Here is a 26098-nt window from a genome sequence, read left to right on the forward strand (position 1 = left end):
ATCCAGATCCCGCGCATCGGGCAGGAAGTCATCGTGAGCTTCATCGCGGGAGATGCGGACCTGCCGATCTGCATGGGCAGGGTGCACAACCAGGTGAACCTGCCGCCGTGGCAACTCCCCGGCCAGAGCGCATTGAGCGGGTTCAGGAGCCGGGAGTTGAACGAGGCTGGGGGCAACAGTGCGGCGGGAAGGTCGAACCACCTGATCCTGGATGACACGGCCGAAAAAATCCAGGCGCAGCTCAAGAGCGATCACCAATCCAGCAGCCTGAGCCTGGGGGCGATCACGCGCATCGAGGACAACGCGGGCAGAAAGGACCCCAGGGGCGAAGGGTTCGAGCTGCGCACTGACGCCCATGGCGTATTGAGGGCGCAGGACGGCATGCTCATCACCACTGAAGGCCGCCCCGATGCCGCTCGCCACGCCAAGGACATGGGCGAAACCATCCAGCGCCTGACGAGCGCACGCGACCAGATCGAAGGCCTGGCCGAAGCGGCCCGCACAGCCGAGGCCCAGGACGACAACGACGACCAGTCCACCGTCGCCCATGCCATCAAGCAGCAGAACGAAGACCTCCGGGGCCACGGCAGCCCATCGACCGAAGGCCGCTTTCCCGAACTGGCCACACCGCATCTCGCGCTCGCCAGCCCCGCAGGCATCGCTGCCACCACCGCCACGCACCTGCATGCGCACACCGGCGCGCACATCCAGCTCACCAGTGCCGGCCACACCTCCTTGAGTGCCGCCCAGCGCATCCTCGCCAGCGTGGCGGAAGGCATGCGCATCTTCACGCTCAAGAGCGGCATCAAGGCCTTTGCATCGCAGGGCGACATCCGCATCGAAGCCCAAAGCGACGCCATCGAGGCCACGGCCTTGAAAGACATCGACATCGTGAGCACCGAAGACACGGTCTACATCACCGCCAAGAAGAAGGTCACGATCAACGGCGGCACCAGCTTCAGCGAATGGAGCGAAGGCGGCATCCGGCACGGCACGCTGGGCACATGGATCGAACATGCCGCGATGCATGGGACGCCGGGGCCGGACAAGAAGTCAGGCCCCACCGCACCGACCGTGTGCTGGGAGTGCATGCAACGCGCCATGCGCCGCGCGACCGCGGCTGCACCTCGGGAGTGACATGCCGAACCACACCGCGCAACAGTCATCCGACCTCACACACGCTGCACGAACCAGACTCGATGTGGCGCTGCATCGAGCCATGTCGACGCAGATCGAACACTGGCTCAGTGCCGAAAGCGCTGCGACCGCCACGCCCATGCACCGCTACGCACTCGTCAGTGCGGGGCAATGCGAAGAAGGCGTCGTCGCTCGCATGGTCGCGATGCAAGAGCTCGCCTGCGAACGCTTGTTCATGCAGACACCCGAAGCGGAGATGGCCGACATCGGCCCCTGGCTCATCGAGATCCCCGCCTCATCTTCCGAGTCGCTGCGCCATGCGCTTGCGCATCAGGCTGCGGCCGAAGCGCTCACCCTGATGGCCAGCCCGCTGCGCTTGCAGAAGCTTTCCGCGCATCTGCGCGGTTTCCTGTCCGGCACATTGCTCGATGGATCGTCCGTTCTGTTGCGCTACTTCGATCCCCGCATCGGCTTCGACATGTTCGCGCACTGGTCAGACCCCGTGCAGCGCAAATTCAGCCGTCCGCTCGCCTGGTGGGCAGGCTGGGACGGTGACCTTCGCATTCGGTACATCAAGGGTGGCGCAGACACCGAGATCACGCCGTCGAACGAGGGAGTCGAACTTACTGCCGAATGGGTCCATGCCATCGACAAGGCAGGGGAAGCGAATCTTGTCATCGCCCTGCTCTGCGAAGAACTGGAAACATCGAATCCCCCCGCGGCCGACCTGCTCGCACAGATGCATCCATTGCTTCGCCGAAAGATCGCACAAGCCGCGCTGGCATTCACCCGTCGTGTAGGCCTGGCGGGTTGGGACAACAAGGCACACGCATGCCGCCTTGCCTTGCTCAAGCACGCGCGCTTCCACACCCACCCCGGCTTCCTCGACGCTTTGTCGGTTGCACGCACTCCGCTGAATCTCCGTGATGTCTTGGCGCACACGCCATCGGCAGTGCAGCAAGGCTGGGCGTGCGACCGCGACGCGATGCTGGTTCGCCTCTGCGACGAACAGTCCAACGCCCTTCTGTCTGCCTTCAACACGACGGGCGGTGGCTTCATGTCCGACGCCAAGACCTTCTGATCCATGGCAAACGAACCCAAGACCGGCGCATCGGTGTGCGATTGCAGCGACTCGGCGCAGCAAGTGCCCGTGATCCTCTATCCCAGCCTCGGCACGCCGATGCTGATCTCTTCCAGCCAGAAAAAGTGCAGCCTCTTCATCGCCACCGCGACGCTCGGCGTGGCCAACAGCGCTGGCCGACGAACCACGCATGACAAACGCGCAGAGGTCGTCTCTATGGATGGCGACGAAGAGCAGGCCGCCGCGGCCACCGTGGCGCGTCACCTGCGCCTCGTCGGCATGAAGGGCACCAAACCTGACGCCGACATCCGCGTGGGTGGACTGACCGGAGACGGCGCAGACTGCGCCAAGGCCAAGGGCGCCATCAAGGTCTGGCGCGTCGCCAAGTTCGAAGCCGGCGCGCTCATCTACAACCAGAAAGGCGAAATCTTCGCCACCCTCAGTCCGCAGGCTGCGAGCGCGTACACCGCCTCGGGCTTCGCGGGCGGGCACATCTACGAAGTGGAGCTCGACATCGAAAAACTGGCCGTCCAGCCCGAGACCGACAGCTTCAAGAGCTTCGCCTGGATGGTCGAACCTACCCGCCAGCAAAAGGAAAGCTTTCCCACGCTGTGTGCTGCCAGCACGGTGCATTCTCAAGACCTGCTGGTCGAGTCCTTCCTTGCCGCCCAGGTCAACGACCTGCGGCACCGGCACCAGCCCACCAACACCAACGGCGCGCCCAAAGGGAAGGAAACCAACCTGATGGAATACGACGTCGCACAAACGGCACAGAAAGCCCGCACGCTGGCCCTCGACGACTCCCAGCGCTTGGCGGCGTGGCACCCCGTCATCCGACTCGCCAGTGACGGACCACTGAAGCTCGGGCACCTGAGCGACGTTCACATCAACGTGCGGCACAACGCGCTGGCCAAGTCACCGGCGCGCATCATCGAAGACAACAGCAGCTTCGACGGCCCTGCAGTGGGCGCACGCGTGTGCAACAGCTTCAACGCGCTCAAGGAGCTTTTCGACAAGATCGGTGCCGGCAAGAAGCCCGACACGGCCCTGCTCTTCACCGGCGACCTGATCGATTTCAATCGCAACATCGATCCCCGGCAGGTCGGCGACGGCATCGGCGAGCAATGGAAGAAGTTCAACGTGTTGAACCACTTCAACACGCCAGGCCTGTACCCACGCGGGCAGGACGACATGCTCGCCTTCAGCCTCGTTCGCTACGCCTACAACGAACTCAAGCTGCCTGTGTTCATGACCAGCGGCAACCACGAGGCATACACGGTGCCCTACGGCATCAGCCCGCGCATCAACGACTGGGGCGCCGCCATGGGCGTGCTCGAAGACACCACCGACACACTCGACACCGATGGCTGGGGCAGGGAACGCGCCTTCGAGCCCACCACCACCGTCGCTACGCACGCAGGTACGCACCAAGCCCGCCGGATCGGAATCAAGGCCGAGATCGGTCGACGCGTCGTCAACAGCAACAAGAACCTCCATATCGGGGATCTGGCGGAAACCTACCGGGACTTCGACAAGGCCAGCCAATGGCACAACAACAAGGCCAACGAAGGCATCTCGGCCGACCACAACATGAGCATCTACGAGACCACGCTGGCATATGGCCCCACCTATGCACAGGCCCTGACCGGCAACAACTACAGGACCGAGAACTACGACTGGTTCTACGCCCTCTTCACGCCGCTCGAGGACGTGCTGATCGCGCTGGGCGTTGAACCCGACCGGCCCGGACCGGCCACCCAGGTGATCGCGGCGCTGGGCTGGGGGCAAGGGGAGAACTTCAAGAACCTCACGGTGAGTGGCCTGCTGATCACCTCGACCGACCGCCAGGGAACCGGCATCCTGCCCCGCGCAACCCAATCCTTCAGCAACAAGCAGCTGCAGTTGCTGGGGCAGGCCCAGAGCCACAAACGCGCAAGCCCGAGTGCCAGCCTCACGGTGGCGACGCACTTCACCATCATCAACTACGACGAACCGCTGCCCTACTCGGCCACGCCCGAACAGGCACGCTTTATTCCTTCGAGCAGTCCCTTGGGCGCCCCTCTTCGCGGGCAACCCGGATTCAATCACGTCAACACCGGCACGTGCGAAGTCAACCAGGATGTCTATTTCGAGCGCTTCGTGTGCGTCGACGGTGGCAGCACGGGCAAGGCAACACCCGAGACCGCGGTGGATTGGCACTTCAGTGGCCACAGCCATCGCAGCGGCGTTTACGACGTCGCGTGGTGCCAGCCGTCCAGTGGCGCGCGCATGGTCCAGGTCACCAGTGCTGTCGACCCCGGCATCCGCAAGGAGACCGTGAAAGCGCCGGCACGCCAGCGCACGCGCTTCATCGTCAGCAGCAGCGGCGGTCCGGTCGGCAAGCAGAACCTCGACCGAGAACTCGACAGCTGGACCTTGCGTCCGCCCTCGGGCACGCTCCTGGACCCCGCGACGGGCGTCATCACCCAGGTCATGACGCAACGCTCAAGCAAGAGCGCCGGCGCCCCACTGAACGAGAAGCCGCGCCTCGCGGTGGCACTCGACTACATGGCCGTGATGAGCCGGCATCCAGAAAAAGGCATTGATCCGCCCTTGGCCTTTGCGCCCACACCGCTCATACAGGCAGGGTGGAAGGTGCCGATAACGTTGAGTGGAACCGTGGCCAAGCTGGAGTGCATTTCGGGGATCAGGTTTTGGGTTTTCGAAAGTGGCAAAGATGAAGAGAAGCGCGTCGTGAAGCAATGGAACATGCTGACAACCACATTCAACCCGGACACCAAAGCGCCCTCCATCGCATTCACAGCGGAAGATCATGCCGTGCTGATCCGAGCTCTAGGCGAAGGCTCGATCACCACGCAGGCCTTTTGCGAAGTGCTGCTCAAGCAACCTAAGGTCGGCAAGGACGATTGGAGCAAGGACATGGACTGCACCGACCCTTGGATGTTTCCACTCGAGATCGGCGTTTTCGGCACGGCGCTCAAGGGCGGAGGCATGACCTACGGAGCAACGGGGAGCTCGAAGTGGTTCTTCCGCAGACCCGCGGAAGAACGAGGGGAAGTTCCCGATTGGAAGTTCTTGGCGAAGTACTACGCGGGCAAGGGATATACACCGGCGGATGAGGCCATCGATCCCGCCAAAGCAAGCGAGAAAAAACAATGAGGGGGCAGCCATGCAACGTCGTTTTTTTCTCGAGAGCGCGGCCGCCCTTGCCGGAGGAGCATCTGTGTCACCTGGGTTTTGTTCTATGAAAAACCCAAACATCAAGAGCTTTGGCAAGAGCTACAGTTATTTGGCAGACCCAACGTTGCGCGCCAGAGAAATCGGTGACAGCGTGCTCACCATCGAGAACGCGGAGTTCAGCGACGTTAACTTCATGGACTTGACATGGCGAAAAGTCAGGCTGGTGAACTGCGATTTCATTGGGGCCTATGAAACCAAACTCGAACGCTTGGAGCAGGCCCTCCTCGAGAATTGTCGATTCGTCGGAATTCACAGTTTCGGCAACATGGTCGACGTCAAATTTTTGCGATGTCAGGTCCGGGGACGCACCTTTCTACAAGGGCAATCCGATAGCAAGAATCTCGTCTTCGAAGAGTGTTCCTTCACGGGGAATTCCGCTGAACCCAATGAATGGGGTTCTGTCGGGAGCTATGCCCAAGCCATGTTTTTGGCCTGCAAGGCAAAGTGGTTCAACTTGCGTGGTCACACAAAACTCGATATCGTCGATTGCAACATTGAGGATGTGAATGCAGCGCCTTGGCATGAACATGGCGGCTCCCACGTACTTATCGACAAGTGCAAACTGAAGGGCCTCGTCGATCTATCGGGGGCCGGCTCACTTTTGCATTCACTCACTGTTCGCGACACCTTGCTGGAACGTCTGGACCTGAGCGACACCACCATCAAAGGTGACTTGGTTGTGGAGCGAGTTAAGGGCGGCTACATCAACGCCTATGTCAAACAAGCTCGCAGCCTTCGCGTACGCAACAGCCAGATTCAGGGCAACGGCAAGAAGATCTTCGAGGCCTATGCCGGAGGGATTCTGTCGATCGAAATCGACGGGGTCGTCTTTGGCGGCGACCTCTCCTCCGAGCCAGTGATGATTGCGGGTGGCTTCTCGCTCAAGAGCGCCGACCGGATTTCGAATGTCAGTCAATCGATCGACATCAGGAATTCGACCATCCCCACGCTTGACGCAAGCTACCTCAACACCCAGCGTTTCGTGCTGACAAACAACCAGATCACGCGTGCCAACATTTCGAACAGTCGCATTGGAAATCTGGAGGTTTCCAGCACCAGCATCACCGGCAAACTCGATTTGCGTGGAACCCAGGCCGTGAAGCAGAAAGTCGATTTGCGCGCTGGCAGTACCCTCGGACGCGTCGATCAGATGGATGGCTCGAACATCGAGTTAGAGCCTCGCGCCCAGCGCTGAAGTGCTCATTCCGGATTGCCACCCAGGACGTCCGCGCATACCCTCGGCGCCTGTCCATCACGCGCCTCCGACCATCGCCATGCCTCGCATCACCGATCGCCTCACTGCGTTGGGCCTCGCCCTTCCTCCCCCTGTCACGCCACCACCCGGCGTCGTCCTTCCCTTCCAGTTCGTCCGCCTCGTCGGCCGGCGCGCCATCGTCTCGGGCCATGGTCCGCTGGATGCCGATGGCCGCATCGCCGCGCCGCTCGGCAAACTCGGCACCGAGCTGGCCGTCGAGCAGGGCTACGCCGCCGCGCGCCTCACCGCGCTCGCGATGCTCGGCAGCCTGCAGCGTGCGCTGGGCGATCTGGACCGCATCACCGCATGGACGCGCGTGTTCGGCATGGTCGCTTCGGCACCCGGCTTTCAGCAGCAGCCGGCGGTCATCAACGGGTTTTCCGATCTGATCCTCGAGCTCTTCGGTCCCGAGGTTGGCGCCCATCCGCGCAGCGCCGTGGGCATGGCCGAGCTGCCTTTCGGCATCCCGGTGGAGATCGAGGGCGAGGTCGAGTTCGACGCGTGAGCGACAACGCTGCACCCTGGCATCTGCGCCGCGCCACCGCCGACGACGTGGCGGCCGTCACCGCGTGCGCCGTCGAAGCCTTCCGCACCTACATCCCGCGCCTGGGCCTCACGCCGCGGCCGATGACGCGCGACTACGCGCAGGCCATCGCGCACCTGCAGGTCTGGGTGGCCGAGCGGCCGGAGCAACAGATCGGCGCGGCGCTGCTGCTCGACGTCACCGACGAAGGCTTCCTCATCGACGTGATCGCGGTCCGCCCCGACCACCAGGGCAGTGGCGCGGGCCGCGCGCTGCTCGAACTGGCCGAGCGCGAAGCGCTGCGCCAGGGCCACGCATCGATCTACCTGTTCACGAACGAGAAAATGACCGAGAACCTCGCGCTCTACCAGCGCATCGGCTATGTCGAGTTCCGGCGCGAATCGCTCGACGGGCGCACGCGCGTCTATCTGCGCAAGCCACTGACAAGCGCGTGACCTGTCAGGCGTCGTCCCCGAAGGTCACGCTCACGCGCAGGCCCGTGGGCTCCGCGGCATCGAGCCGCAGTTCTGCCCCCAGCAGCTCGGCATAGCGCGCCACGATCGACAGCCCCAGCCCCGCGCCCTGCCCCAGCTTCTGGCCCGCGGGCCCTTGCGCCCAGCGTTGCATGAGGTCGCGCTGCGCCTCGAGCGGAATGCCGGGCCCATCGTCGATCACGCTCAGCGTGCGGCCCGCGAGTTCGACGGTGATGGTGCGCCCGCCGTAGCGCAGCGCGTTGTCGATCAGGTTGTCGAGGATGCCCTCCACCAGCGCTTCGTTTGCAAGCACCGTCACGCCGTCGTCGAGGCCGCGCGCGCCCAGGTCGACGCCGCGCGCGTCGGCACGCGCCAGGTGGCGCAGCACGGTCTGCTCGGCCAGCATGTCGAGCGACACGGGCGTGCGCTGCAGGTCGGTGCGCGCCTCGTCGGCCAATGCCAGCGCGAGCAGTTGGTCGATGAGGTGGCTCGCACGCGCCTGCCGTTCGGACACGCGTGTGAGCTGCTCGCGCCACACCTCGGTGTCGTGCTGCGCGAGCCCGTACTCGGCCAGCGCGCGAATGCCGGCGAGCGGCGTGCGCAGCTCGTGCGCCACGTTGCCCACGAACTCGCGTTGCGCGCGCACGCTGTAGCGCAGCCGGTCGAACAGCGCGTTGACGGCATCGCCGAGGCGCTGCAACTCTTTCGAGGTCTGCGCCACGGCCACCGGCGAGAGGTCGCGCACGTCGCGGGTGTCGAGTGCACGCTGCAACTCGCCGAGCGGTCGCAGATCGCGCCGGATGCCGTGCCAGAGCCACACGGCCAGCAGCACGAGCAGCAGCACCTGCGGCGCCATGGCATAGAACAGCAGCCGCTGCACCAGGGCGGCGCGGCTCAGCGTGGTCTGCGCCACGATCACGCGGTAGGGCATGTGCAGGCCGGGCTCGGCGTCGTGATCGAGCACGACGGCACGCAGCACGTTCCCGTCGTAGTCGATGTCGGAAAAACGGTAGCGCGAACCTTCGTCGGGCAACGGCGCCTTCAGGTCGCCCCTGCCGGAGATGAGCGTGCCGTCGAGCCGCTGCACCGAGAAGTAGACCTTGTCGGTCTGGTCGAACAGCACGGTCGCCACCTCGCGCGGCGTGAGCAGCAGCTCGATGCCGCGCTCGCCGGCCTGCACGTTGGCCGACAGCGCATAGGCGTCGTCGAGCATGCCGCGGTCGAAGGCCTGCTCGGAGAAGTAGTTGGCGATGACCAGCGCGATCACCGCACCGGCCATCCAGGTCAGCGCCAGCGGCACCAGCACGTTGCGCAGCACGCGCCGCGTGAGCGAAGGTGCAGTGCGCGTGACCGGTGGGGTGGTGGCCTCGCTCACGGGTCGCTTCTCACACCTCGGCTTCGAGCAGGTAGCCGATGCCGCGCAAGGTGCGGATGCCCGCGCCCGAGCCGAGCAGCTTCTTGCGCAGGCGCGAGATGAAGGCCTCGAGCGCGTTGTCGCCCAGCGATTCGTCAAAACCCGAGAGCTTGTCCGACAGCGCCCGCTTGCTCACCGTGCGCCCCGGCGGGCTCATGAGTTCCCACAGCACCTCGAACTCGCGCGCCGGCAGGTCGAGCGGCGCGTTCGCGACCGCGAAGCGCCGCGCCTTGCGGTCGAGCTTGAGCTGGCCGAGCACCACGATGTCCTCGGTGCCCTTGGCGCGCCGCACCAGGGCGCGCAGCCGCGCCTCCACCTCGGCGAGGTCGAAGGGCTTGCCCAGGTAGTCGTCGGCGCCGGCGTCGAGCCCGGCGATGCGTTCTTCGGTGCGCCCGCGCGCCGTGAGCACGAGCACCGGCGTGCGGTCGCCGCGCGCACGCGCCTGTCGCAAGGCCGTGAGGCCGCTCGCCAGGCCGCTGGTGGGGCTGGCGGTGGCGGGCAGGTTGAGGTCAAGCAGCACGGCATCGAAGGGCTGCACGCGCCACAGGTGGTCGGCATCTTCGACGTTGGTCGACACGTCGACCCGGTGGCCCGCGTCGGCGAGGCTGCGCAGCATCACGTCGCGCAGCACGGTGTCATCTTCCACAAGCAGGATTCGCATGGTGAGTGAATGAGTGGTGGGTGATTTGTGGGTCTGCCCTGGCGATGGACGCGTCAGCGGCCGGTCAGTCGCTCACCGCGATAAACGCGACATGAGCATACGACACACCTTCCGATGAGTGCACGCGATCCCTCCGATCCCTTGAGCCTGGTGTCCCCCGCCGTGCAGCGCACCGCGGTGGTTCTGCTGCATGGTTTATGCAGCACGCCTGACGAGCTGCTGACCGTGCAATCGACCCTGCAGCGCCACGGGTATGCGGTGCAGCCGCTGTGCATCGCCGGCTACTCGTTCGACGCCGCCGCGCCGCTGCAGCAGGCCGTGCCCTTCGAACGCTGGCTCGACACCCTCGAGGCGCACGTGAAGGCGCTGCGGTGCACGCACGACCGCGTGATGCTGGTCGGTATCTCGGCCGGCGCCTCGCTGGCCCTGGGCGGTGCCATCCGCTGCGGGCGCGAGGTGGACGCGCTGGTGCTCATGTCGACCACGCTGCGCTTCGACGGCTGGGCCGTGCCGCGCACGCGCTTTTTGCTGCCGCTGGCCTTCTACACGCCGCTGGGCCGCCTCTGGCAGTACCGCGAGCGCCCGCCCTATGGCGTGAAGAACGAGCGCGTGCGCACCTGGATCGAGCGCGAGCTGCGGCATCGCCAGGTCTCGCGCGCCGGCAGCGCGGTGATCGGCGTGGGCCACCTGCGCGAACACGACCGGTTGATCCGCCACGTGCGGCGACGCTTGAACGACGTGCAGTGCGAGCAGGTGCTGGCGCTGCATGCGCGCGAGGACGAGGTGGCCAGCCTGTCCAACCTCGACCTGCTGGTGCGCGGGCTGCGCTGCGCCTCGCTGCGCACCGTGGTCCTGAACAACAGCTACCACATGATCAGCATCGACAACGACCGCCAGCAGGTCGTGCGCGAGACCCTCGCCTTCGCCGAGACCGTGGCCCACGGCCCGGTGCCCGAACCCGTGTTCCGCGTCCGCGGACTTGCCCTTCACGCCTGAAAGAAAGGAACCTCCTCATGTCTTCCTCTCCCACCTTCAACAGCATCGCCACCATCCTCGAGACCGATTTCCGTGTGGAACGCGTGAACATCTCGCCCACCACCGCGCTGTCGGACCTCGGCCTCGATTCGCTGGCACTCATGGAGTTCGTCTTCGCGGTGGAAGACGCCTTCCACCTGCGCATTCCCGAAGACCGGCTCGACCCGCGCGAAGCCGGCATCACGCTGCAGCGGCTGTGCGAGGTGATCGACGCCGAGGGCGAGGCCGCCGCCGCACGCGCCGAACCCATGGCAGCGGCCGCATGAGCAGCGGCGCCGCCCATGCCGTGCTGGCGGCCACCGCCACGGCCCACACCGCCGCCGCGCCCGTGCACGTGAGCGGGCTCGGTTTCATCACGCCGCTCGGACGCAGCATCGAAGCTTTCGACGACGCGTTGTTCGCCGGCCGCTCCGCGGTGCGCGCTCAGACCCTCGAGATCCCGGGCATGGACCCGATGGCCATCGCCGCCGCCACCTGCGACTTCGACGCCAGCAGCGTGCGCAGTGCCTCGCGCCTGCCGCTGGACCGCGGCACCGCGATGGCCCTGGCCGCAGCACAAGACGCCGCGGCCGATGCCGGGTTGAACCTCGACACCATCGACCGCGACCGCCTCGGCGTCTTCTGGGGCAGCGGCCTGGCCGGCGCCGGCACTTTCGACGCCACCACGCGCGCGCTCTACGGCGAACAGCGCCGCATGCGCCCCACCACCGTGCTCACCGTGATGCCCAACGCCGCGGTCGCTGAACTGGCGCTGCACTTCGGCGCACGCGGCGCGGCGCTGGCCTATGCTTGCGCCTGCGCTTCATCGGCAGTGGCCATCGGCGAGGCCATGCGCGCCATCCGCGGCGGCTGGATCGACATCGCCATCGTCGGCGGCCACGACGCGATGCTCACGCCCGGCGTGATGGCCAGCTGGCACGCGATGCGCGTCATGGCGCCGCCGCCGGCCGATGCGCCCGCCACCGCCTGCCGTCCGTTCTCGGGCGACCGCGCGGGCTTCGCCATCGGCGAGGGCGCGGCGGCGCTGGTGCTCGAATCGGAAGCCCATGCGCGCGCCCGTGGCGCCGGCGCGCAGCCCTTCGTGCTCAGCGGCTACGCCAGCAACTGCGACGGCACGCACATCACCAACCCCGACCCAGCCGGCCAGGTGCGCGCGATGCGTGCCGCGCTGCGCGACGCCGGGCTCGTGCCCTCGGACATCGGTCACATCAACGCCCACGGCACGGCCACGAGCGCGGGCGACGCGGCCGAGGCCGCATCGATCGGCGAACTGTTCGGCGACGCCGCACCGGTCAGCGCGACCAAGGCGATCCACGGCCACGTGCTGGGCGGCGGCGGTGCCATCGAACTCGTGGCCGCACTGCGCGCACTGGCCCGCGAGACCTTGCCGCCCATCGCCCACCTGCACACGCCGGACGCTGCGTTCGGCGACGTCGACTTCGTGCGCGGCGCGGCGCGCGAGGCGCGGGGGCTGCGCCATGTGCTGTCGAATTCCTTCGCCTTCGGCGGCACCAACGCGGTGATCGTTGCGAGCCAGCGCGTCTCGGAGGGCTGAGCTTCGGGGGAGGACAAAAGCGGTGCGGTCGTCGGCACCGCCTTGCTATGCTCGGCCGCATCCTGCCCTGCAGACCTCACGGAAGAAGCGCGACATGCCCCTGCACCGCCCTGCCGCCCCCTCGGACTTCGACGCCGTCTTCGATCTCTACATGCATGAGCGGGTCGTGCCCTACCTGGGCTACGACCCGATGCCGCGCGATGACTTTCGCCCGATCTTCCAGGGCTTGCTCGACAGCGGTGCGTTCTTCATCTTCGAAGTCGATGGGCAGCTCGCCGGCTTCTACCGCGTCACACGCTACCCGGGCCGCGCGCAGCATGTGGCGAGCCTGGGCACGCTCGCGGTCGATCCCGCATTCCATGGCCGCGGCATCGCGCAGACCATGGTGAGCGACGTGCTCGCGCGGCTGAAGGCCGAAGGCGTTCGCCGCGTCGAGCTGATGGCCGAAAGCGACAACGCCACGGCGTTGCGCTTCTATGCCCGGCTGGGCTTCGTGCAGGAAGGCACGCTGCGCCAGTTCTACCGCCGGGCCGGTGAAGCGGACTTCATCGACGAGCACCTGATGGCGCTGCTGTTCGACTGATCCGCTGTCGGATCAATGTTGTTGGTGCTTCGGCTTCCAGCGCCGCAGCAACAGCGCATTCGCCATCACGCTCACGCTCGACAGCGCCATCGCCGCACCGGCCACCACCGGGCTCAGCAAACCGAAGGCCGCGAGCGGGATGCCGGCCACGTTGTAGGCAAAGGCCCAGAACAGGTTCTGCCGGATCTTCGCCACCGTGCGGCCCGAGAGCTCGAGCGCTTCGGCCACGAGCGCGAGGTCGCCGCGCATCAGCGTGATGCCGGCCGCTTCCATCGCCACGTCGGTGCCACCGCCCGAAGGCGCCATCGCGATGCCCACGTCGGCCGCGGCCAATGCGGGCGCGTCGTTCGCACCGTCGCCGACCATCGCGACCACATGGCCGTTCTTGCGCAGCGCGCTCACCTGCTCGGCCTTGTCGGCGGGCAGCACGTCCGCGCGCACGTCCTCGGCCGGAATGCCCAGGCGCGCGGCCATCGCCTGCGCCGCGCGCAGGTTGTCACCCGAGATCATCACCACGCGCAGGCCACGACCGCGCAAGGTGCGGATCGCTTCGGCGGCTTGCGGCTTGGGTTCGTCGGCGAAGGCCAGCAGCGCCTGCACATGTGCGGAGCCGGCGTCGTCGAAGCGCAGCAGCGCGGAGACCGTGGCGCCTTGCGACTGCAGGCGCTCGATGTCGGCTTCGGCGGGCATCGCATCGAGTTCGCGGCACCAGCGCAGGCTGGCGATGGCCCAGGTTGCGCCGTTCACCTCACCGCGCACGCCGCGACCCGGCATCGCCTGCATCGCACCGAGCGGCGGTGCCTGCACGCCGCGTTCGGCAGCGGCAGACAACACGGCGCGTGCGAGCGGATGCTCGCTGCCGCCTTGCAGGCTGGCGGCCGTGGCGAGCAGGTCGTTCTCCTTCGCCAGCGCACCGGCCGCGGGCAGCAGCGCCGTGAGCACGGGGCGGCCCACCGTCAGCGTGCCGGTCTTGTCGAAGGCCACGGTGTCGACGCGGTGTGCAATTTCCAAAGCCCGTGCGTCCTTGATGAGGATGCCGTGCTTCGCGGCCACGCCCGTGCCCGCCATCACCGCCACCGGCGTCGCCAGGCCCAGCGCACACGGACAGGCAATGACCAGCACCGCCACCGCATGGATCAGCGCGGTCTCGACGCCGGCGCCCGCGACCATCCAGCCCGCGAAGGTGACCAGCGCAATCACCAGCACCACCGGCACGAACACGGCCGCCACCTGGTCGACCATGCGCTGGATCGGCGCCTTGGCGGCCTGCGCGTCCTCGACCAGCCGGATGATGCGTGCCAGCACGCTCTCGGCGCCGACCGCGCGCACTTCGATCACCATGCGGCCGTCGCCATTCACGGCGCCGCCGGTCAGCGCGTCGCCGGGGTTCTTGGCCACGGGCAGCGGTTCGCCCGTGAGCATCGATTCGTCGACTTCGGACTGCCCTTCGAGCACGCGCGCATCGGCCGGCACGCGTTCGCCGGGACGCACGGCGAGCCGGTCGCCGACCATCACCTCGGCCAGCGGCACGTCGCTTTCCTTGCCGCGTGCGTTGATCAGGTGCGCCACTTCGGGCCGCAGCTGCTGCAGCGCGCGGATCGCCGAAGTGGCCTGGCGCTTGGCGCGCGCCTCGAGCCACTTGCCCAGCAGCACCAGCGTGATCACCACCGCCGAGGCCTCGAAGTACAGGTGCGGCACCATGCCGTGCCCCGCATGCTCGCCGGTGGCGGCGCGCCACCACAGCCACAGCGACAGGCCGAAGGCCGCGCTGGTGCCCAGCGCCACCAGCAGGTCCATGTTGCCAGTGCGGGCCTTGGCCGCATGCCAGCCCGCGCGGTAGAAACGCGCGCCGAGCCAGAACTGCACCGGCGTCGCCAGCAGCAGCTGCACCCAGGGCGGCAGCATCCAGCTCTGGCCGACCAGGTCGCCCAGCATCGGCGCCATCAGCGGGATCGACAGCGCCAGGCCGATGGCCACGGGCATGAAGCCGTGCCAGGGCGACAGCGCGGCGGCCTCGTCCTGCGCGGTGCTTTCGGCACGCGGCTCGTAGCCGGCGGCGCGCACGGCGCGGCGCAGCAGCAGGGCCATGTCCTCGCCGCCGGTGGTCACGATGCGGGCCGACTCGGTCGCGAGGTTGACGCTCACGTTCTGCACGCCGGGCACGTTCTTGAGCGCGCGCTCCACGCGCATCACGCACGAGGCGCAGGTCATGCCGCCGACCGAGAGGTCCAGCGTGGCGGCGGCCGCGGAAGGTTGAGGCTGAATGTGTTCCATGGTCCCGAGGCTAAAGCCTGACACCATGGCAAGGTCAAGCGCGGTGGCTTCAAAGCCCTTGGCTGGACGTTGACATCGTGAGAGGGTTGAAACTGGCGTTGTCCCCGATTCGGGTGTTCAATCCTTCCACCCTTCATTCATTCCGACAAGGAGCAACGACGATGAGCCAGAAATTCCAGGTCTCCGGCATGAGCTGCAACCACTGCGTGGAGGCGGTGCAGGACGCGGTACAGACGGTCGACCCGCATGCGCAGGTCACGGTCGATCTCGAAACCGGCCATGTGGACGTGTTGAGCCAGCAGCCGCGCCAGGACATCGTGGTCGCGATCGAGAACGCCGGCTACACCGTTCAATGATGACGGCGACCTCCGCCCACGGCCGCCAGATCGCCATCGGCGAGGCCGCGCGGCTGTCGGGCGTGTCGGCGCGCATGGTGCGCCACTACGAAGGCCTGGGCCTGCTGCCCGCGGTGGCGCGCACCGAAAGCGGCTACCGCCAGTACAACGACGCCGACATCCACACGCTGCGCTTCATCAAGCGCTCGCGCGACCTGGGGTTCTCGATGGAAGAAATCGCCGAACTGGTCGGCCTGTGGCACAACCGCCGCCGCGCCAGCTCGAGCGTCAAGCGCATCGCGCAAAAGCACCTGGGTGAACTGGAGCAGCGCATCGCCGACATGCAATCGATGCGCAGCACGCTCGCGCACCTCGTGCATTGCTGCCACGGCGATGCGCGGCCTGACTGCCCCATCCTCGACGACCTGAGCCAGGTCTAGCCGGCGGTCCCTTCGTGGAACACCGAGGAACCGGCTTTGCCGGGCCTCAGGTGTTGCCCCCGGTAGGGGGTTGGAGAAGCGACACGAAGTGCGCGAAGCCTGGGGGCGAGCCCGCGATCAGGCGTTCTTGACGAGCGACAGCACCTGGCTCGTGTCGAGGGTGCGCGCGCGTTCCTTGATCGCCGGCAGGTACTGCGTCTGCAGGCCCTGCCCTTCCTTCACCACGCTGGAGAACGCGTCCTTCAGCATCTGCGTGGAAAGCGTGCGCCCGCCCGCGTAATAGCGCTTGGCCACGTGGCCCAGCGCATAGGTCGACGCGAAGCTCATGCCCGAGCTCACGGCCTGCTTGCCCAGACCGCCCAGCAAACCGCCGCCGACCTTGCCCAGCAGGCCGCCGAGCAGCTTGCGACCCGCCTGCTCCAGGTACTGCGAGGTCAGGCCCACGCCCACGGTGGCCAGGAAATCCTTGATGTGGCCGGTGTCCAGCTGGTAGCCGTGCGCCTGCCCGATGCGGTAGACCAGCTTCATCTGCAGCGGAATGATCGCCATGGTCGACAGCGTCTCGGGCAGCAGCTCGAGCGCGCCGTTGAGGATGGCGGCGTTGAGGATCGCGCGGTCCAGCTCGGTGCTGTCGGGCGCCTGCGGCGCCGCGGAGGTTGCCGCCGCTCCGGCCGTCACTGCCACCGCCGCCGGCACCGCGGCGGCAATGTCTTCCGCCCGCTGCGAGAACTGCGCCGCCGAGGCGTCCAGGCCGAGCGAGCTGCGCACGTCCATCAAAAAGAGCCGCTCCGGCTCCGACTGCACGCCGTCGGCGTCGCACATGCACACCGCCATCTCGTACGCCAGCTGGCGCGACTCGGCGCTTTTCAGCTCGCCGGCCACCGAGGCCAGCGACACCCGCTTCATCAGCACGTCCTGGTAGATCGTCGGCAGGTTCACGCCGTCGGCCTGCGACAGGCCCTCGGCAATGCGCTTGATCTCGGCACGCTCGCGCTCGTGCTTTTCGCCATCGACGAAGGCCGCCAGCAGGCTCAAGGTGACGATCGCTTTTGTTTCAGAAGGTGTCATGTTCGAGTTTTTTCGTCATGTGAAGGAGCGGATTGGGTCCGCCCGGCGCCCGAAGGTTCCTCCACGCGTTCTCCCCACAAAACTGGGGCAACTCTGTGGATAACCCCGGCACTGCTCTGTAGGGGCGTCGCAAGTCATTGATTTGCAAGGGAAATCTACAGCCTGCTCAATTAACAGGCAATGAATTTCTCGACCCGAAAACCGTCTTTCGCAGAATTCCGGAGGGCTGTCAAAGGACAACTCTGGGGAGAGTTTTTGCACAAGCCATCGGTTATCCACAGGGCCGGCGGGTTACCCCATGTTGTCCAAGTTGCGGGTACACCACGGAAGCGCGGGTGCGCACAGTGACGCGGGCATGACAAGTCGTTGTCACGTCAAGGAAAAAGCGACCTTTCCACAGACGGGTGCGACCCTTATCTACTACTACTAATTTGAATAAGAAGAATAAGAAGACAGGAAGAGGAAAAGCCGCGCCCGAAAAAAAAGCCGCGAAAGGCCGCGCCGGTCGCCGGCGCCTCGGGCGGAAAACCGGGCACGGGTCGTCCGTGGCCCTCGCTAACATCGCCGGATGAGCTTCAAACCCCGGATCCTGATTGCCGAAGACGAATCGGGCATCGCCGACACGCTCCAGTACGTTTTGAGCAGCGACGGTTTCCAGCCGATCTGGTGCGCCACGGCCGAAGAAGCCATCGCGCAGTTCGCGCAGGAGCGCCCCGCCCTCGCGATCCTGGACATCGGATTGCCCGACCTGAACGGCTTCGAGCTCTTCAAACGCCTCCAGGCGCTGAACCAGTCGATGGGCGGCCCAGAGGTACCGATGGTGTTTTTGACGGCCCGCAGCGACGAAATAGACCGCGTGGTGGGCCTCGAACTGGGTGCGGACGACTACATTGCCAAGCCGTTTTCCCCCCGCGAGCTGGTCGCCCGCGTGCGCACCATCCTGCGGCGCAGCGCCAGAAACGGCCCAGGAAGCCCGCCAGTGGCCGCAGCGCCGATTCATGGGGTACCCCATCAAAACGCGCCGACGCCGCCTTCAGCGGCGCCACAGACCCCCACAACCCCCTTTGCGCTCGATAGCGAGCGCATGCAGATCCGGTATTACGGACGGCTGCTCGAACTCTCGCGCTACGAATACGGCCTGCTGAAACTCATGGTCCAGCGCCCGGGGCGCGTGTTCACGCGCGACGAACTGCTGCAACTCGTCTGGGACGACGCCAGCGACAGCTTCGACCGCACGGTCGACGCGCACATCAAGACGCTGCGCGCCAAGCTCAAGACCATCGCGCCGGAGGTGGAGCCGATCCGCACGCTGCGTGGTACGGGCTACGCGCTGCACGAAGATCTGCCGACCAGCCCATGACATCGGCGCGGGCCCGCTTTTTCGTGGAATACCGCGGAACCGGCTTTGCCGGGCCGCTGGTATTGCCCCCGGTGAGGGGGAAGGAGGCCACACGAAGTGGGCAAGCCTGGGGGAGAGTCAAAACTTGACCCGCCGGACCCGGATCTTTATCGGCATCCTGCTGATCTACACGGCGGGCATCGCCTTCCTGCTGTACCGCGTCGTTTCCGACATCGACCCGCGCTACCGCGAGTCGGCCGAGGAATCGCTGGTCGAGACCTCGCAGCTCATGGCCAGCCTGGTCGAGCAGGACGTGATCGCCGGCGCCATCAACACGGCGCGGCTGGAGCCGCTGTTTCGCAGCGTCTACACCCGCGAGTTCTCGGCCCAGATCTACAACCTGCACAAGAGCCGGGTCGAGCTGCGCGTGTACGTCACCGACCGCACTGGCCGCGTGATGTTCGATTCGCTCGGCCGCCACCTGGGCAACGATTACTCGCAGTGGAGCGACGTGAAGCGCACGCTCGGCGGCCTGTACGGCGCGCGCACTTCGCGCGACGTCGACGGCGACCCGCGCACTTCCGTGATGTACGTCGGCGCACCCATCCGCTGGAACGACGAGATCGTCGGCGTCGTCAGCGTCGGCAAGCCGGTGCAGAGCTTCGGCCAGTTCGTCGAGGACGCGCGCGTGCGCACCATCTGGGTCGGCGTGGGTTCGGCGCTGGCGCTGCTGCTGCTCACGGTGATCGTCTCGGTCTGGCTGGTGCGGCCCTTCGGCCTGATCCGCGACTACTGGACCTGGGTGCGCGCGCAGCGCAGCCTGAGCCTGTCTCGCATGGCGCGGCGCGCGGTCGATGCCGTGCGCACCGGCTTCGGCGAAATGCGCGATGCGCTCACCGGGCGCAACTACGTGGCCGACTACGTGCAGACCTTCACGCACGAAGTGAAGAGCCCGCTGTCGGCGATCCGCGGCGCGGCCGAGCTGCTGCAGGAACCGCAGATGCCGCACGACCAACGCGAGCGTTTCCTGAAGAACATCGAACGCGAAACCCAGCGCATCCAGGAAATCGTCGACCGCATGATGGAGCTCACCGCGCTCGAGACGCGGCGCACGCTCGACCGCACCGAACCGGTGGCGTTGGGGCCGCTCATCGAGGACATTGCCGCCAGCGCGCAACCCGCCGCGTCGCGACGCAACATCCGGTTGATCGTGAATATTCGAGAGCCTGCGCGTGTCGAGGGCGATCCGTTTTTGCTGCGCCGCGCGATCAGCAATCTGCTCGACAACGCCCTCGACTTTTCACCGCCCGACAGCGAGGTGCTGCTGACGCTGGAAACCACCTCGCGGCTGGCGCGCATCAACGTGCGCGACCATGGCCCGGGCATTCCGGACTACGCGCAGGAAAAAGTCTTCGAGAAGTTTTATTCGCTCGCCCGGCCGCACAGCCAGAAGAAGAGCACGGGGCTGGGCCTGGCGTTCGTGAAGGAAATCGCGACCCTGCACCGGGGCCGCATCGACCTGGGCAACGCGACGCGTGGCGGCGCCGTGGCGACGCTCACGCTGCCGCTGCTGTCAACCCATCACTGACCCACGAGCGCGCGATACGCCTCGCGCGTCTCGGGGCTCACCGCGTCGAGCAGCTGCTCGTACGAAGTCTGGTGCCGCGCCAGCATGCGCGCCGAGGCCACGGCCTTCGATTTGCAGAACCAGTGGCAGGTGTGCTGCATCAGGAACAGCTCGGCCGACATCGTGAAGGCCTTCGATTTCGGCGAGCGGCCGGCGGCGTTCTTCGCCACGCCCGCGATGCCGCGCGCATGAATGCGCAGCGCTTCGCGCAGGTTGAAGCTGGCGGCGGGGAACAGCGTGGTGGCGAATGGAAGGGCCACCGGCAGCCGGCTCACGCGCGTGTCGGCTTCGGGTTCGCGCGCCAGTTCGGCAGCGAAGGTTTCGAACTGGGCGGCGAGCTTTTCCTCGGTGGCGTCGAGCAGGTGCCAGATCTGCTGGCGGCGCTCGGCGTCGTCTTCGCCGAGGCAGCGCAGGTAGCCCTGGGTCAGGCTCTCCATCAGCTTCTCGATCTGGTAGCGGCCCAGATGGCGACCGAGCAGCGCGATGCGCTGGCGCTGTTCCTTGGACTTGAGGATGTAGAAGCCGGCGGCGATCAGGGCCACCAGGGTGAGGATTTCCATGGATGCGAGAAAAGGGGAGAAAAGAGAAGAGACGAAAAAAACGCGGGGGCCGCGGCACCGAGTGTAGGCACCGCAGACCGCCCGCGTTTTCCTTCTGCTGGATCGTCTTTTCGTGAAACACCGCGGAACCGGCTTTGCCGGGCCGCTGGTGTTGCCCCCGGCGAGGGGGTTGGCGTAGCGACACGAAGTGCGCGTAGCCTGGGGGAGTGCCGTTACCTGAAGAAATCAAGGATGCGGTTGCGCTCTTCAGGCGGCGGCGGCGCGCCGACCGGCGCGCCCGTCAGCACTTCCACCGGCTGGATCGGCTGCTCGGCGCTTTCCAGGCCCAGGCTCGCCACGTTGTGGCCCGGCGTGAAGTCGTCGAAGTACCACTCGCCGTCGATGCTCACCACGCCGGGCGGTTCGGCCGGCAGGGTCACGGGCACGCCGCGCAGCGCCGACTGCATGTAGCCGATCCAGATCGGCAGGCTCAGGCTGCCACCGGTCTCGCCGCGCACGCCGAGCTGGCGCGGCGTGTCGTAGCCGACCCAGGCGATGCCCACGCGCGTGGGCTGGAAGCCCGCGAACCAGGTGTCGAAGGAGTCGTTGGTGGTGCCGGTCTTGCCGTACAGGTCGTCGCGCTTGAGCGCCTGGTAGGCCTTGAAGCCGGAGCCGCCCTTGACCACGCTCTGCAGCAGCGATTCCATGATGAAGGCGTTGCGCGCGGGAATGGCGCGGCGGCTTTCGTCGAGCACCGGGGGCTCGGTTTCCATCAGCACCTTGTCCTTGAGGTCGGTCACGCGCGTCACGAGGTACGGGTTCACGCGGTAGCCGCCGTTGGCGAACACCGAATAGCCCACCGCCATCTGCATCGGCGTGACCGAGCCGGCGCCCAGGCCCATCGGCAGGTTGGCCGGGTGCTTGTCCTTGTCGAAGCCGAACTTGGTGACCCAGTCTTGCGCGTAGGGCGCGCCGATCGACTGCAGCACGCGCAGCGTGACCAGGTTCTTCGACTTCATGAGCGCGTTGCGCAGCGGCATCGGGCCTTCGAAGCCGCCATCGAAGTTCTTCGGGTCCCAGGGCTGGCCGCCGTTGGCGGCGGCATCGAACACCAGCGGCGCGTCGTTCACCACGGTGGCGGGCGTGAAGCCCTTTTCGAGCGCGGCCGAGTAGATGAAGGGCTTGAAGCTGGAGCCCGGCTGGCGCCAGGCCTGCGACACGTGGTTGAACTTGTTCTTGCCGAAGTCGAAACCGCCGACCAGCGCCGTGATCGCGCCCGTGCGCGGGTCCATGGCGATGAAGGCGCCCTCCACTTCGGGCAGCTGCGTGATCTCCCAGGTGTTCTTGGGCGTCTTCGCGACGCGGATCACGGCGCCGCGGCGGATCTTGATGTTCGGCGGCGCCTTCGCGGCCAGGCCGGACTGCGCAGGCTTGAGGCCCTCGCCCGAGATCTCGAAGGCTTCGCCGTTGGCGCGCACCGCGGTCACTTCTTTCGCGCTGGCTTCCAGCACCACGGCCGAGATCACGTCGCCGTTGTCGGGGTGCTCGGCCAGGGCTTCGTCGACCGCCTCGTCGATTTCCTTCTGGCCGCTGGCCGGCAGGTCGACGAACTTCTCGGGGCCGCGGTACACCTGACGGCGCTCGTAATCCATGATGCCCTTGCGCAGCGACTTGTACGCCGCCGCCTGGTCGGCCGCCACCAGCGAGGTGTAGACCTTCATGCCGCTGGTGTAGATGCTGTCGCCGTACTGCGCGTACATCATCTGGCGCACGGTCTCGGCCACGTACTCGGCGTGCAGCCGGTTCGGGTCGGCGGCGTCGCGCAGGTGCAGTTCTTCCTTCTTGGCTTCGGCCGCCTGTTCGGCGGTGATGAAGCCGGTCTCGTGCATGCGGTCGATCACGTAGAGCTGGCGCGCCCGCGCGCGGCGCGGGTTGGCCACCGGGTTGTTGGCGCCGGGCGCCTTCGGCAGGCCGGCGAGCATGGCGGCCTCGGCGATGGTCACCTGCTGCAGCGGCTTGCCGAAGTAGGCCTCGGAGGCGGCGGCGAAACCGTAGGCGCGGTTGCCCAGGTAGATCTGGTTCAGGTAGATCTCCAGGATCTGGTCCTTGCTCAGCTGCTGCTCGAGCCGGAAGGCCAGCACGATCTCCGAGGCCTTGCGGCTGAGCGTGCGCTCCGAGCTCAGGTAGACGTTGCGCGCCACCTGCATCGTGATGGTCGAGGCGCCCTGCTTGCGCCCGCCCTTGAAGCTGGCCACCGCCGCGCGCGCGAAGCCCTTGTAGTCCACGCCGCCATGGTCGTAGAAGCGCGCGTCTTCCACGGCCAGCACGGCATCTTTCATGACCTTCGGAATGTTCGCGAAGGGCGTGAGGTTGCGGCGCTCCTCGCCGAACTCGCCGATCAGCGAGCCCTCGGCCGTGTACACCCGCAGCGGCAGCTTGGGCCGGTAGTCGGCCAGCTCGGAAATGTCGGGCAGCTTCGGGTAGATGGCGACCACCCCCACGATGGCGGCGCCCAGCAGCGCGACGGCGCCGGCACCGGCCGCGATGGCGCTCCAGCCGGCGATGCGTTTCCACGGGAGCTGGCGCAGCGCACCGGCGGGTTGGGAAGGGCGAGGTTCTTGGGACATGGGATGGGGGCTAGCGAAGAGGTTGGAGCCGTGGCGCGCGCGGGCGTTCCGTCACCCGGGGATCGAGCGCGCCGCGCCGCACGCCTTCCAGCGCGCAGTGCATGGCATCGAAATACTTGTCGTGGTCGTAGGCGATGAGCAGCAGGTCCACCCCGGCGTCGAGTGCGCCCAGCGTGGCGTTGCAAAGACCTCGGTTGTAGGCCCCGCCCATCGTGAGGTCGTCGGTGACGAGCAGGCCCTGAAAGCCCCATTCGCCTCGAATCACCTGCCGCACGATTTTGCGTGAGAAAGAGACCGGCGCGTCCGCGTCGAGTTCCCGAAGGATGACATGGCCGAGCATGATCGCGGCATCCGAATGTTTCGACACGTCTTGAAACGGCTTCCAGTCGTGCGCGGCCAGCCGGGCCACGGGCGTGCGCAGTTCGGCACCCATGTGGTGCGTGTCTTCGGTCACGCCCGCCAGGCCGGGAAAGTGCTTGAGCGTGCCGCGCACGCCAGCCGATTCGAGGCCTTGCTCGTAAGCGAGCGCCACCTGCGCGGTGACGTCGGGGTCGCTCGAAATGGCGCGTTCCTCGATGCGGGTGTGCAGGTCCCAGCGGCCCGGGGCGCGGCCGGGACGCAGGTCGACCACCGGGCTGAAGTTCAGCGTGATGCCCAGCGCGGCGAGCGCCCCGCCCTGCTGCGCGCCGTAGGCGCGGGCACGTTGCAACAGTTCGTGTGCGGGCACGTCGGTCTCCAGCAGGCTGGCGAGTGCCGGCTGGCGGGGCACCATCGGCGACAGGCGCGAGACGCCGCCGCCTTCCTGGTCGGTCGCCACCACCAGCGGCGGCAGGCCGGCCGCCTGTCGCAGCGCCTGCAGGCTGGCGATTTCCGCGCGCAGCGTGTCGGCGCTGCGGCCCTTCACATTGCGGCCGGTGACGAAGATGCCGCCGATCAGACCCCGGCGCGCCAGCTCGCGCAGGTCGTTCGCGTCGTCGTAGCCGACGATGAAGCGCGCGTCGAGTGCCTGCGCCACCGGGCCCGAGGCCGCGTTCACTTCCAGCCGGTGCTGGCGCGAGGCCAGCTCGTGGCCCAGCGCCGTCAGCATCGCGCCCACCGTCAGGGCCAGCGCCACGACACGGCGCGCACCGCGCGCGCTGCGCCAGGCGATCGCGGCGGCGGCGCACAGCGCGGCGAGCAGCAGCGGCAGCTCCTCCTCGCGCAGGAAGCGCAGGTGCGGGTCCTTCAGGTGCCAGGCCCAGGCGCACAGCACGGCCAGCAGCAGCCAGCCGAGCACGCCGGGGATGGCGCGCAGCAGCCTCATGCGTCCACCGTGGCGGCTGGCGCCGCCTCGTTGCGGCGCGACAGCGCATACCAGTCGACCTTGCGCGTCACGAGCATCAGCGCGGCCAGCATGCCGAAGATCAGCAGCGCGCCCAGCAGCAGCGCATTGCTTTCCGAAGCCAGCAGGCCGTAGAGCGCGCCGTACAGCAGCCCCACGAAGGCGGCGAACGACAGGCCGCGGCGCCAGCCTTCGAGCACCGCGCTGAAGTACATGGCCAGCAGCGCCACGCTGGCTGCGGCCGCACCCGCGTAGGCCATCCAGAAGGCGAACTTCTCCGACAGCGCGAGCAGCAGCAAAAAGAACAGCGCGATCGACAGGCCCACCAGCCCGTACTGCACCGGGTGCAGGCGCAGCTTGCGGAACAGCTCGAACATGAAGGCCGCCATCAGCACCAGGCCGATGAAGAGCGCGCCGTACTTGCCGGCCCGCGTGCTCATCGAATACACGTTGACGGGCTGTGCGAGCGACACGTCGAAGGTCTGCAGCGGGCCCGAGGCATGGCGTGGCGGGGGCGCCGTGCGCACGACCGCCGCCGCGGCGTTCTGCGCGGCATCGCCTTCGCCGCCCCACAGGCCGGCGCGCACCTGCTCGCGCGCCGTGGTCACCAGCGAGGACACGCGCCAGTGCGCGTCGAAGCCCTGCGGCGTCACCTCGCGCTGCGTGGCCAGGAAGCGACCGCCGAAGCTGGGGTGCGCCCACGGCGAACGCAGGTGCGCGGTGGTTTCCTCGGCGATCGGCACCATCGAGAGCGTGTCCTGGCCCACCAGCGAGAGCTTCATGTCGAAGGCCAGCGGCTTGCCCGTCTGCCAGGCGGCGAGCGCGGCGCCCGTGAGCGGCGCGTGGATGCCGTCGGCGTACGTGGCGTTGTCGGGCAGGCCGGGCACGCGCTGGCGAAAGCGCAGTGCCTCGCCGTTGACGGTGAGCGCGGGCGAGCCGTCGAGGCCGCGCAGGTCGCTCACGTGGAAGGCGATGAACGGCGGGCGGAACTCGATCGACGAGCCGCTTTCGCTGTGCGGCACGGCCTGCGGGTCGAAGCCCGCGAAGCCGCCGCCGAGCGCGGCCGTGAGCGTATAGAACGGAATGCGGAAGATGCCGCGGTAGCGCTCCTGCGGCGCCATGTCGCCTTCGATGTGCAGCTTGTCGGGGAACACGGCGTGCACCATCTCCTTGCTCTGCGGGGCCTGACCGATCACCTTGCCCTGCGCGTCGCGCAGCGGCTCCATCCAGCGCTCCACGTACGGCACCAGCAGCAGCGGGCCGACCATGGCCTGCGGCCCGGCATAGGACTCGGCCAGTTCGCGCGCGGCCTCCTGCTGGCTTTCGCCGCGGGCGCGGTTCAGGTCGTCGATCCGCGCCAGCGGGATGCACAGCACCAGCAGCAGGAAGAACAGGCCGGCCACCTTGACCAGCACCGAAGCCTGCAGGGCCTTCAACAGTTGAAGCATGGGTTTCTCCCCTCCTTTCCGGGTTTTTCGTGATGAGGCGCCGATGCTCTCCGGCCGATCCGAAGGCCGTATGAAGCCGCCGCGCCGCGCACTTCACACAGACTTCACACAGCGGCGCATCCG

22 protein-coding genes are annotated in these 26098 nt (G+C 67.1%); 14 read left to right on the top strand and 8 right to left on the bottom strand.

Features of this window, described 5'->3' with window-relative positions; all coding sequences use genetic code 11:
* From AC07YS_RS15130 to AC07YS_RS15155, 6 genes are all read left to right on the top strand, one after another.
* A partial coding sequence (locus AC07YS_RS15130) for a DUF2345 domain-containing protein (protein WP_495273749.1) occupies positions 1 to 1137 on the top strand: 1137 nt, incomplete at its 5' end.
* An 82-nt stretch (positions 1138 to 1219) separates the two neighbouring features.
* Positions 1220 to 2218: a DUF4123 domain-containing protein gene (locus tag AC07YS_RS15135; RefSeq protein ID WP_495269188.1), complete on the top strand. Its 999-nt coding sequence runs from the start codon at positions 1220 to 1222 to the stop codon at positions 2216 to 2218.
* Between the two features lie 3 nt (positions 2219 to 2221).
* A complete protein-coding gene (locus tag AC07YS_RS15140) occupies positions 2222 to 5377 on the top strand; it encodes a metallophosphoesterase (protein WP_495269189.1) in 3156 nt (1051 codons plus the stop codon).
* A gap of 10 nt (positions 5378 to 5387) precedes the next feature.
* Complete coding sequence (locus AC07YS_RS15145; protein WP_495269190.1) at positions 5388 to 6653, top strand: pentapeptide repeat-containing protein; 1266 nt, start codon at positions 5388 to 5390, stop codon at positions 6651 to 6653.
* A 79-nt stretch (positions 6654 to 6732) separates the two neighbouring features.
* A complete protein-coding gene (locus AC07YS_RS15150; RefSeq protein ID WP_495269191.1) occupies positions 6733 to 7218 on the top strand; it encodes a RidA family protein in 486 nt (161 codons plus the stop codon).
* Positions 7215 to 7691, top strand: coding sequence for a GNAT family N-acetyltransferase (locus tag AC07YS_RS15155; protein ID WP_495269192.1), 477 nt, complete (start codon positions 7215 to 7217; stop codon positions 7689 to 7691). Before AC07YS_RS15150 ends, AC07YS_RS15155 begins: the two co-directional genes overlap by 4 nt.
* Before the next feature lie 4 nt (positions 7692 to 7695).
* Here AC07YS_RS15155 and AC07YS_RS15160 read toward each other — a convergent pair whose 3' ends face one another.
* The gene (locus tag AC07YS_RS15160) at positions 7696 to 9084 is read right to left on the bottom strand and encodes a sensor histidine kinase (protein ID WP_495269193.1); all 1389 of its coding nucleotides are present in this window, start codon (positions 9082 to 9084) and stop codon (positions 7696 to 7698) included.
* A gap of 10 nt (positions 9085 to 9094) precedes the next feature.
* On the bottom strand, positions 9095 to 9784 hold the full coding sequence (locus tag AC07YS_RS15165; protein ID WP_056574813.1) for a response regulator transcription factor: 690 nt from the start codon (positions 9782 to 9784) through the stop codon (positions 9095 to 9097).
* 114 nt (positions 9785 to 9898) lie between these two features.
* Here AC07YS_RS15165 and AC07YS_RS15170 point away from each other — a divergent pair, with 114 nt between their 5' ends.
* From AC07YS_RS15170 to AC07YS_RS15185, 4 genes are all read left to right on the top strand, one after another.
* Positions 9899 to 10780 carry an alpha/beta hydrolase gene (locus AC07YS_RS15170; RefSeq protein WP_495269194.1) on the top strand — a complete coding sequence of 294 codons (882 nt, stop codon included), beginning with the start codon at positions 9899 to 9901 and terminating at the stop codon, positions 10778 to 10780.
* Positions 10781 to 10797: 17 nt separating this feature from the next.
* A complete protein-coding gene (locus AC07YS_RS15175) occupies positions 10798 to 11085 on the top strand; it encodes a phosphopantetheine-binding protein (RefSeq protein WP_495269195.1) in 288 nt (95 codons plus the stop codon).
* On the top strand, positions 11082 to 12374 hold the full coding sequence (locus AC07YS_RS15180; protein WP_495269196.1) for a beta-ketoacyl-[acyl-carrier-protein] synthase family protein: 1293 nt from the start codon (positions 11082 to 11084) through the stop codon (positions 12372 to 12374). Before AC07YS_RS15175 ends, AC07YS_RS15180 begins: the two co-directional genes overlap by 4 nt.
* Positions 12375 to 12468: 94 nt before the next feature.
* The gene (locus tag AC07YS_RS15185) at positions 12469 to 12957 is read left to right on the top strand and encodes a GNAT family N-acetyltransferase (RefSeq protein WP_495269197.1); all 489 of its coding nucleotides are present in this window, start codon (positions 12469 to 12471) and stop codon (positions 12955 to 12957) included.
* Between the two features lie 12 nt (positions 12958 to 12969).
* On the opposite strand, the gene AC07YS_RS15190 is transcribed toward AC07YS_RS15185, so the two are convergent.
* Entirely contained in the window at positions 12970 to 15231 is a 2262-nt protein-coding gene (locus AC07YS_RS15190) for a heavy metal translocating P-type ATPase (RefSeq protein WP_495269198.1), read from the bottom strand.
* Between the two features lie 161 nt (positions 15232 to 15392).
* Here AC07YS_RS15190 and AC07YS_RS15195 point away from each other — a divergent pair, with 161 nt between their 5' ends.
* Both AC07YS_RS15195 and cueR read left to right on the top strand, forming a co-directional pair.
* A complete protein-coding gene (locus tag AC07YS_RS15195) occupies positions 15393 to 15587 on the top strand; it encodes a heavy-metal-associated domain-containing protein (protein ID WP_062473802.1) in 195 nt (64 codons plus the stop codon).
* A complete protein-coding gene (gene cueR / locus AC07YS_RS15200; protein WP_495269199.1) occupies positions 15587 to 16006 on the top strand; it encodes a Cu(I)-responsive transcriptional regulator in 420 nt (139 codons plus the stop codon). The genes AC07YS_RS15195 and cueR overlap by 1 nt, the downstream gene beginning before the upstream one ends.
* Positions 16007 to 16123: 117 nt before the next feature.
* Here cueR and AC07YS_RS15205 read toward each other — a convergent pair whose 3' ends face one another.
* Positions 16124 to 17074 (bottom strand): YcjF family protein, encoded by a 951-nt coding sequence (locus tag AC07YS_RS15205; protein WP_495269200.1) that lies wholly within the window; start codon positions 17072 to 17074, stop codon positions 16124 to 16126.
* 568 nt (positions 17075 to 17642) lie between these two features.
* Between AC07YS_RS15205 and creB the strand changes: the two genes are divergently transcribed.
* Together creB and creC are read left to right on the top strand one after the other, a co-directional pair.
* Positions 17643 to 18434, top strand: coding sequence for a two-component system response regulator CreB (creB, locus tag AC07YS_RS15210; protein WP_495269201.1), 792 nt, complete (start codon positions 17643 to 17645; stop codon positions 18432 to 18434).
* A 124-nt stretch (positions 18435 to 18558) separates the two neighbouring features.
* On the top strand, positions 18559 to 20001 hold the full coding sequence (gene creC / locus AC07YS_RS15215) for a two-component system sensor histidine kinase CreC (protein ID WP_062473809.1): 1443 nt from the start codon (positions 18559 to 18561) through the stop codon (positions 19999 to 20001).
* On the opposite strand, the gene AC07YS_RS15220 is transcribed toward creC, so the two are convergent.
* The 4 genes from AC07YS_RS15220 to creD form a co-directional block, all read right to left on the bottom strand.
* Positions 19995 to 20600: a hypothetical protein gene (locus AC07YS_RS15220; RefSeq protein WP_495269202.1), complete on the bottom strand. Its 606-nt coding sequence runs from the start codon at positions 20598 to 20600 to the stop codon at positions 19995 to 19997. The genes creC and AC07YS_RS15220 overlap by 7 nt on opposite strands.
* 212 nt (positions 20601 to 20812) lie before the next feature.
* The gene (locus AC07YS_RS15225; protein WP_095743027.1) at positions 20813 to 23206 is read right to left on the bottom strand and encodes a penicillin-binding protein 1A; all 2394 of its coding nucleotides are present in this window, start codon (positions 23204 to 23206) and stop codon (positions 20813 to 20815) included.
* Between the two features lie 10 nt (positions 23207 to 23216).
* On the bottom strand, positions 23217 to 24509 hold the full coding sequence (locus tag AC07YS_RS15230; protein WP_495269203.1) for a glycoside hydrolase family 3 N-terminal domain-containing protein: 1293 nt from the start codon (positions 24507 to 24509) through the stop codon (positions 23217 to 23219).
* Positions 24506 to 25975, bottom strand: a complete 1470-nt coding sequence (gene creD / locus AC07YS_RS15235; RefSeq protein ID WP_495269204.1) for a cell envelope integrity protein CreD — start codon at positions 25973 to 25975, stop codon at positions 24506 to 24508. Before creD ends, AC07YS_RS15230 begins: the two co-directional genes overlap by 4 nt.
* Positions 25976 to 26098 lie beyond the last annotated feature (123 nt).

Source organism: Variovorax sp. GW458-11-26-14-LB1 (assembly GCF_059423965.1).

What these genes read in the sequence shown, in the direction of transcription:
- AC07YS_RS15135 (WP_495269188.1), top strand. Translation starts at nt 1,220, where the DNA reads ATGTCGACGCAGATCGAACACTGGCTCAGTGCCGAAAGCGCTGCGACC.
- AC07YS_RS15140 (WP_495269189.1), top strand. Translation starts at nt 2,222, where the DNA reads ATGGCAAACGAACCCAAGACCGGCGCATCGGTGTGCGATTGCAGCGAC.
- AC07YS_RS15145 (WP_495269190.1), top strand. Translation starts at nt 5,388, where the DNA reads ATGCAACGTCGTTTTTTTCTCGAGAGCGCGGCCGCCCTTGCCGGAGGA.
- AC07YS_RS15150 (WP_495269191.1), top strand. Translation starts at nt 6,733, where the DNA reads ATGCCTCGCATCACCGATCGCCTCACTGCGTTGGGCCTCGCCCTTCCT.
- AC07YS_RS15165 (WP_056574813.1), bottom strand. Translation starts at nt 9,784, where the DNA reads ATGCGAATCCTGCTTGTGGAAGATGACACCGTGCTGCGCGACGTGATG.
- AC07YS_RS15170 (WP_495269194.1), top strand. Translation starts at nt 9,899, where the DNA reads ATGAGTGCACGCGATCCCTCCGATCCCTTGAGCCTGGTGTCCCCCGCC.
- AC07YS_RS15175 (WP_495269195.1), top strand. Translation starts at nt 10,798, where the DNA reads ATGTCTTCCTCTCCCACCTTCAACAGCATCGCCACCATCCTCGAGACC.
- AC07YS_RS15180 (WP_495269196.1), top strand. Translation starts at nt 11,082, where the DNA reads ATGAGCAGCGGCGCCGCCCATGCCGTGCTGGCGGCCACCGCCACGGCC.
- AC07YS_RS15185 (WP_495269197.1), top strand. Translation starts at nt 12,469, where the DNA reads ATGCCCCTGCACCGCCCTGCCGCCCCCTCGGACTTCGACGCCGTCTTC.
- AC07YS_RS15190 (WP_495269198.1), bottom strand. Translation starts at nt 15,231, where the DNA reads ATGGAACACATTCAGCCTCAACCTTCCGCGGCCGCCGCCACGCTGGAC.
- AC07YS_RS15195 (WP_062473802.1), top strand. Translation starts at nt 15,393, where the DNA reads ATGAGCCAGAAATTCCAGGTCTCCGGCATGAGCTGCAACCACTGCGTG.
- cueR (WP_495269199.1), top strand. Translation starts at nt 15,587, where the DNA reads ATGACGGCGACCTCCGCCCACGGCCGCCAGATCGCCATCGGCGAGGCC.
- AC07YS_RS15205 (WP_495269200.1), bottom strand. Translation starts at nt 17,074, where the DNA reads ATGACACCTTCTGAAACAAAAGCGATCGTCACCTTGAGCCTGCTGGCG.
- creB (WP_495269201.1), top strand. Translation starts at nt 17,643, where the DNA reads ATGAGCTTCAAACCCCGGATCCTGATTGCCGAAGACGAATCGGGCATC.
- AC07YS_RS15220 (WP_495269202.1), bottom strand. Translation starts at nt 20,600, where the DNA reads ATGGAAATCCTCACCCTGGTGGCCCTGATCGCCGCCGGCTTCTACATC.
- AC07YS_RS15225 (WP_095743027.1), bottom strand. Translation starts at nt 23,206, where the DNA reads ATGTCCCAAGAACCTCGCCCTTCCCAACCCGCCGGTGCGCTGCGCCAG.
- AC07YS_RS15230 (WP_495269203.1), bottom strand. Translation starts at nt 24,509, where the DNA reads ATGAGGCTGCTGCGCGCCATCCCCGGCGTGCTCGGCTGGCTGCTGCTG.
- creD (WP_495269204.1), bottom strand. Translation starts at nt 25,975, where the DNA reads ATGCTTCAACTGTTGAAGGCCCTGCAGGCTTCGGTGCTGGTCAAGGTG.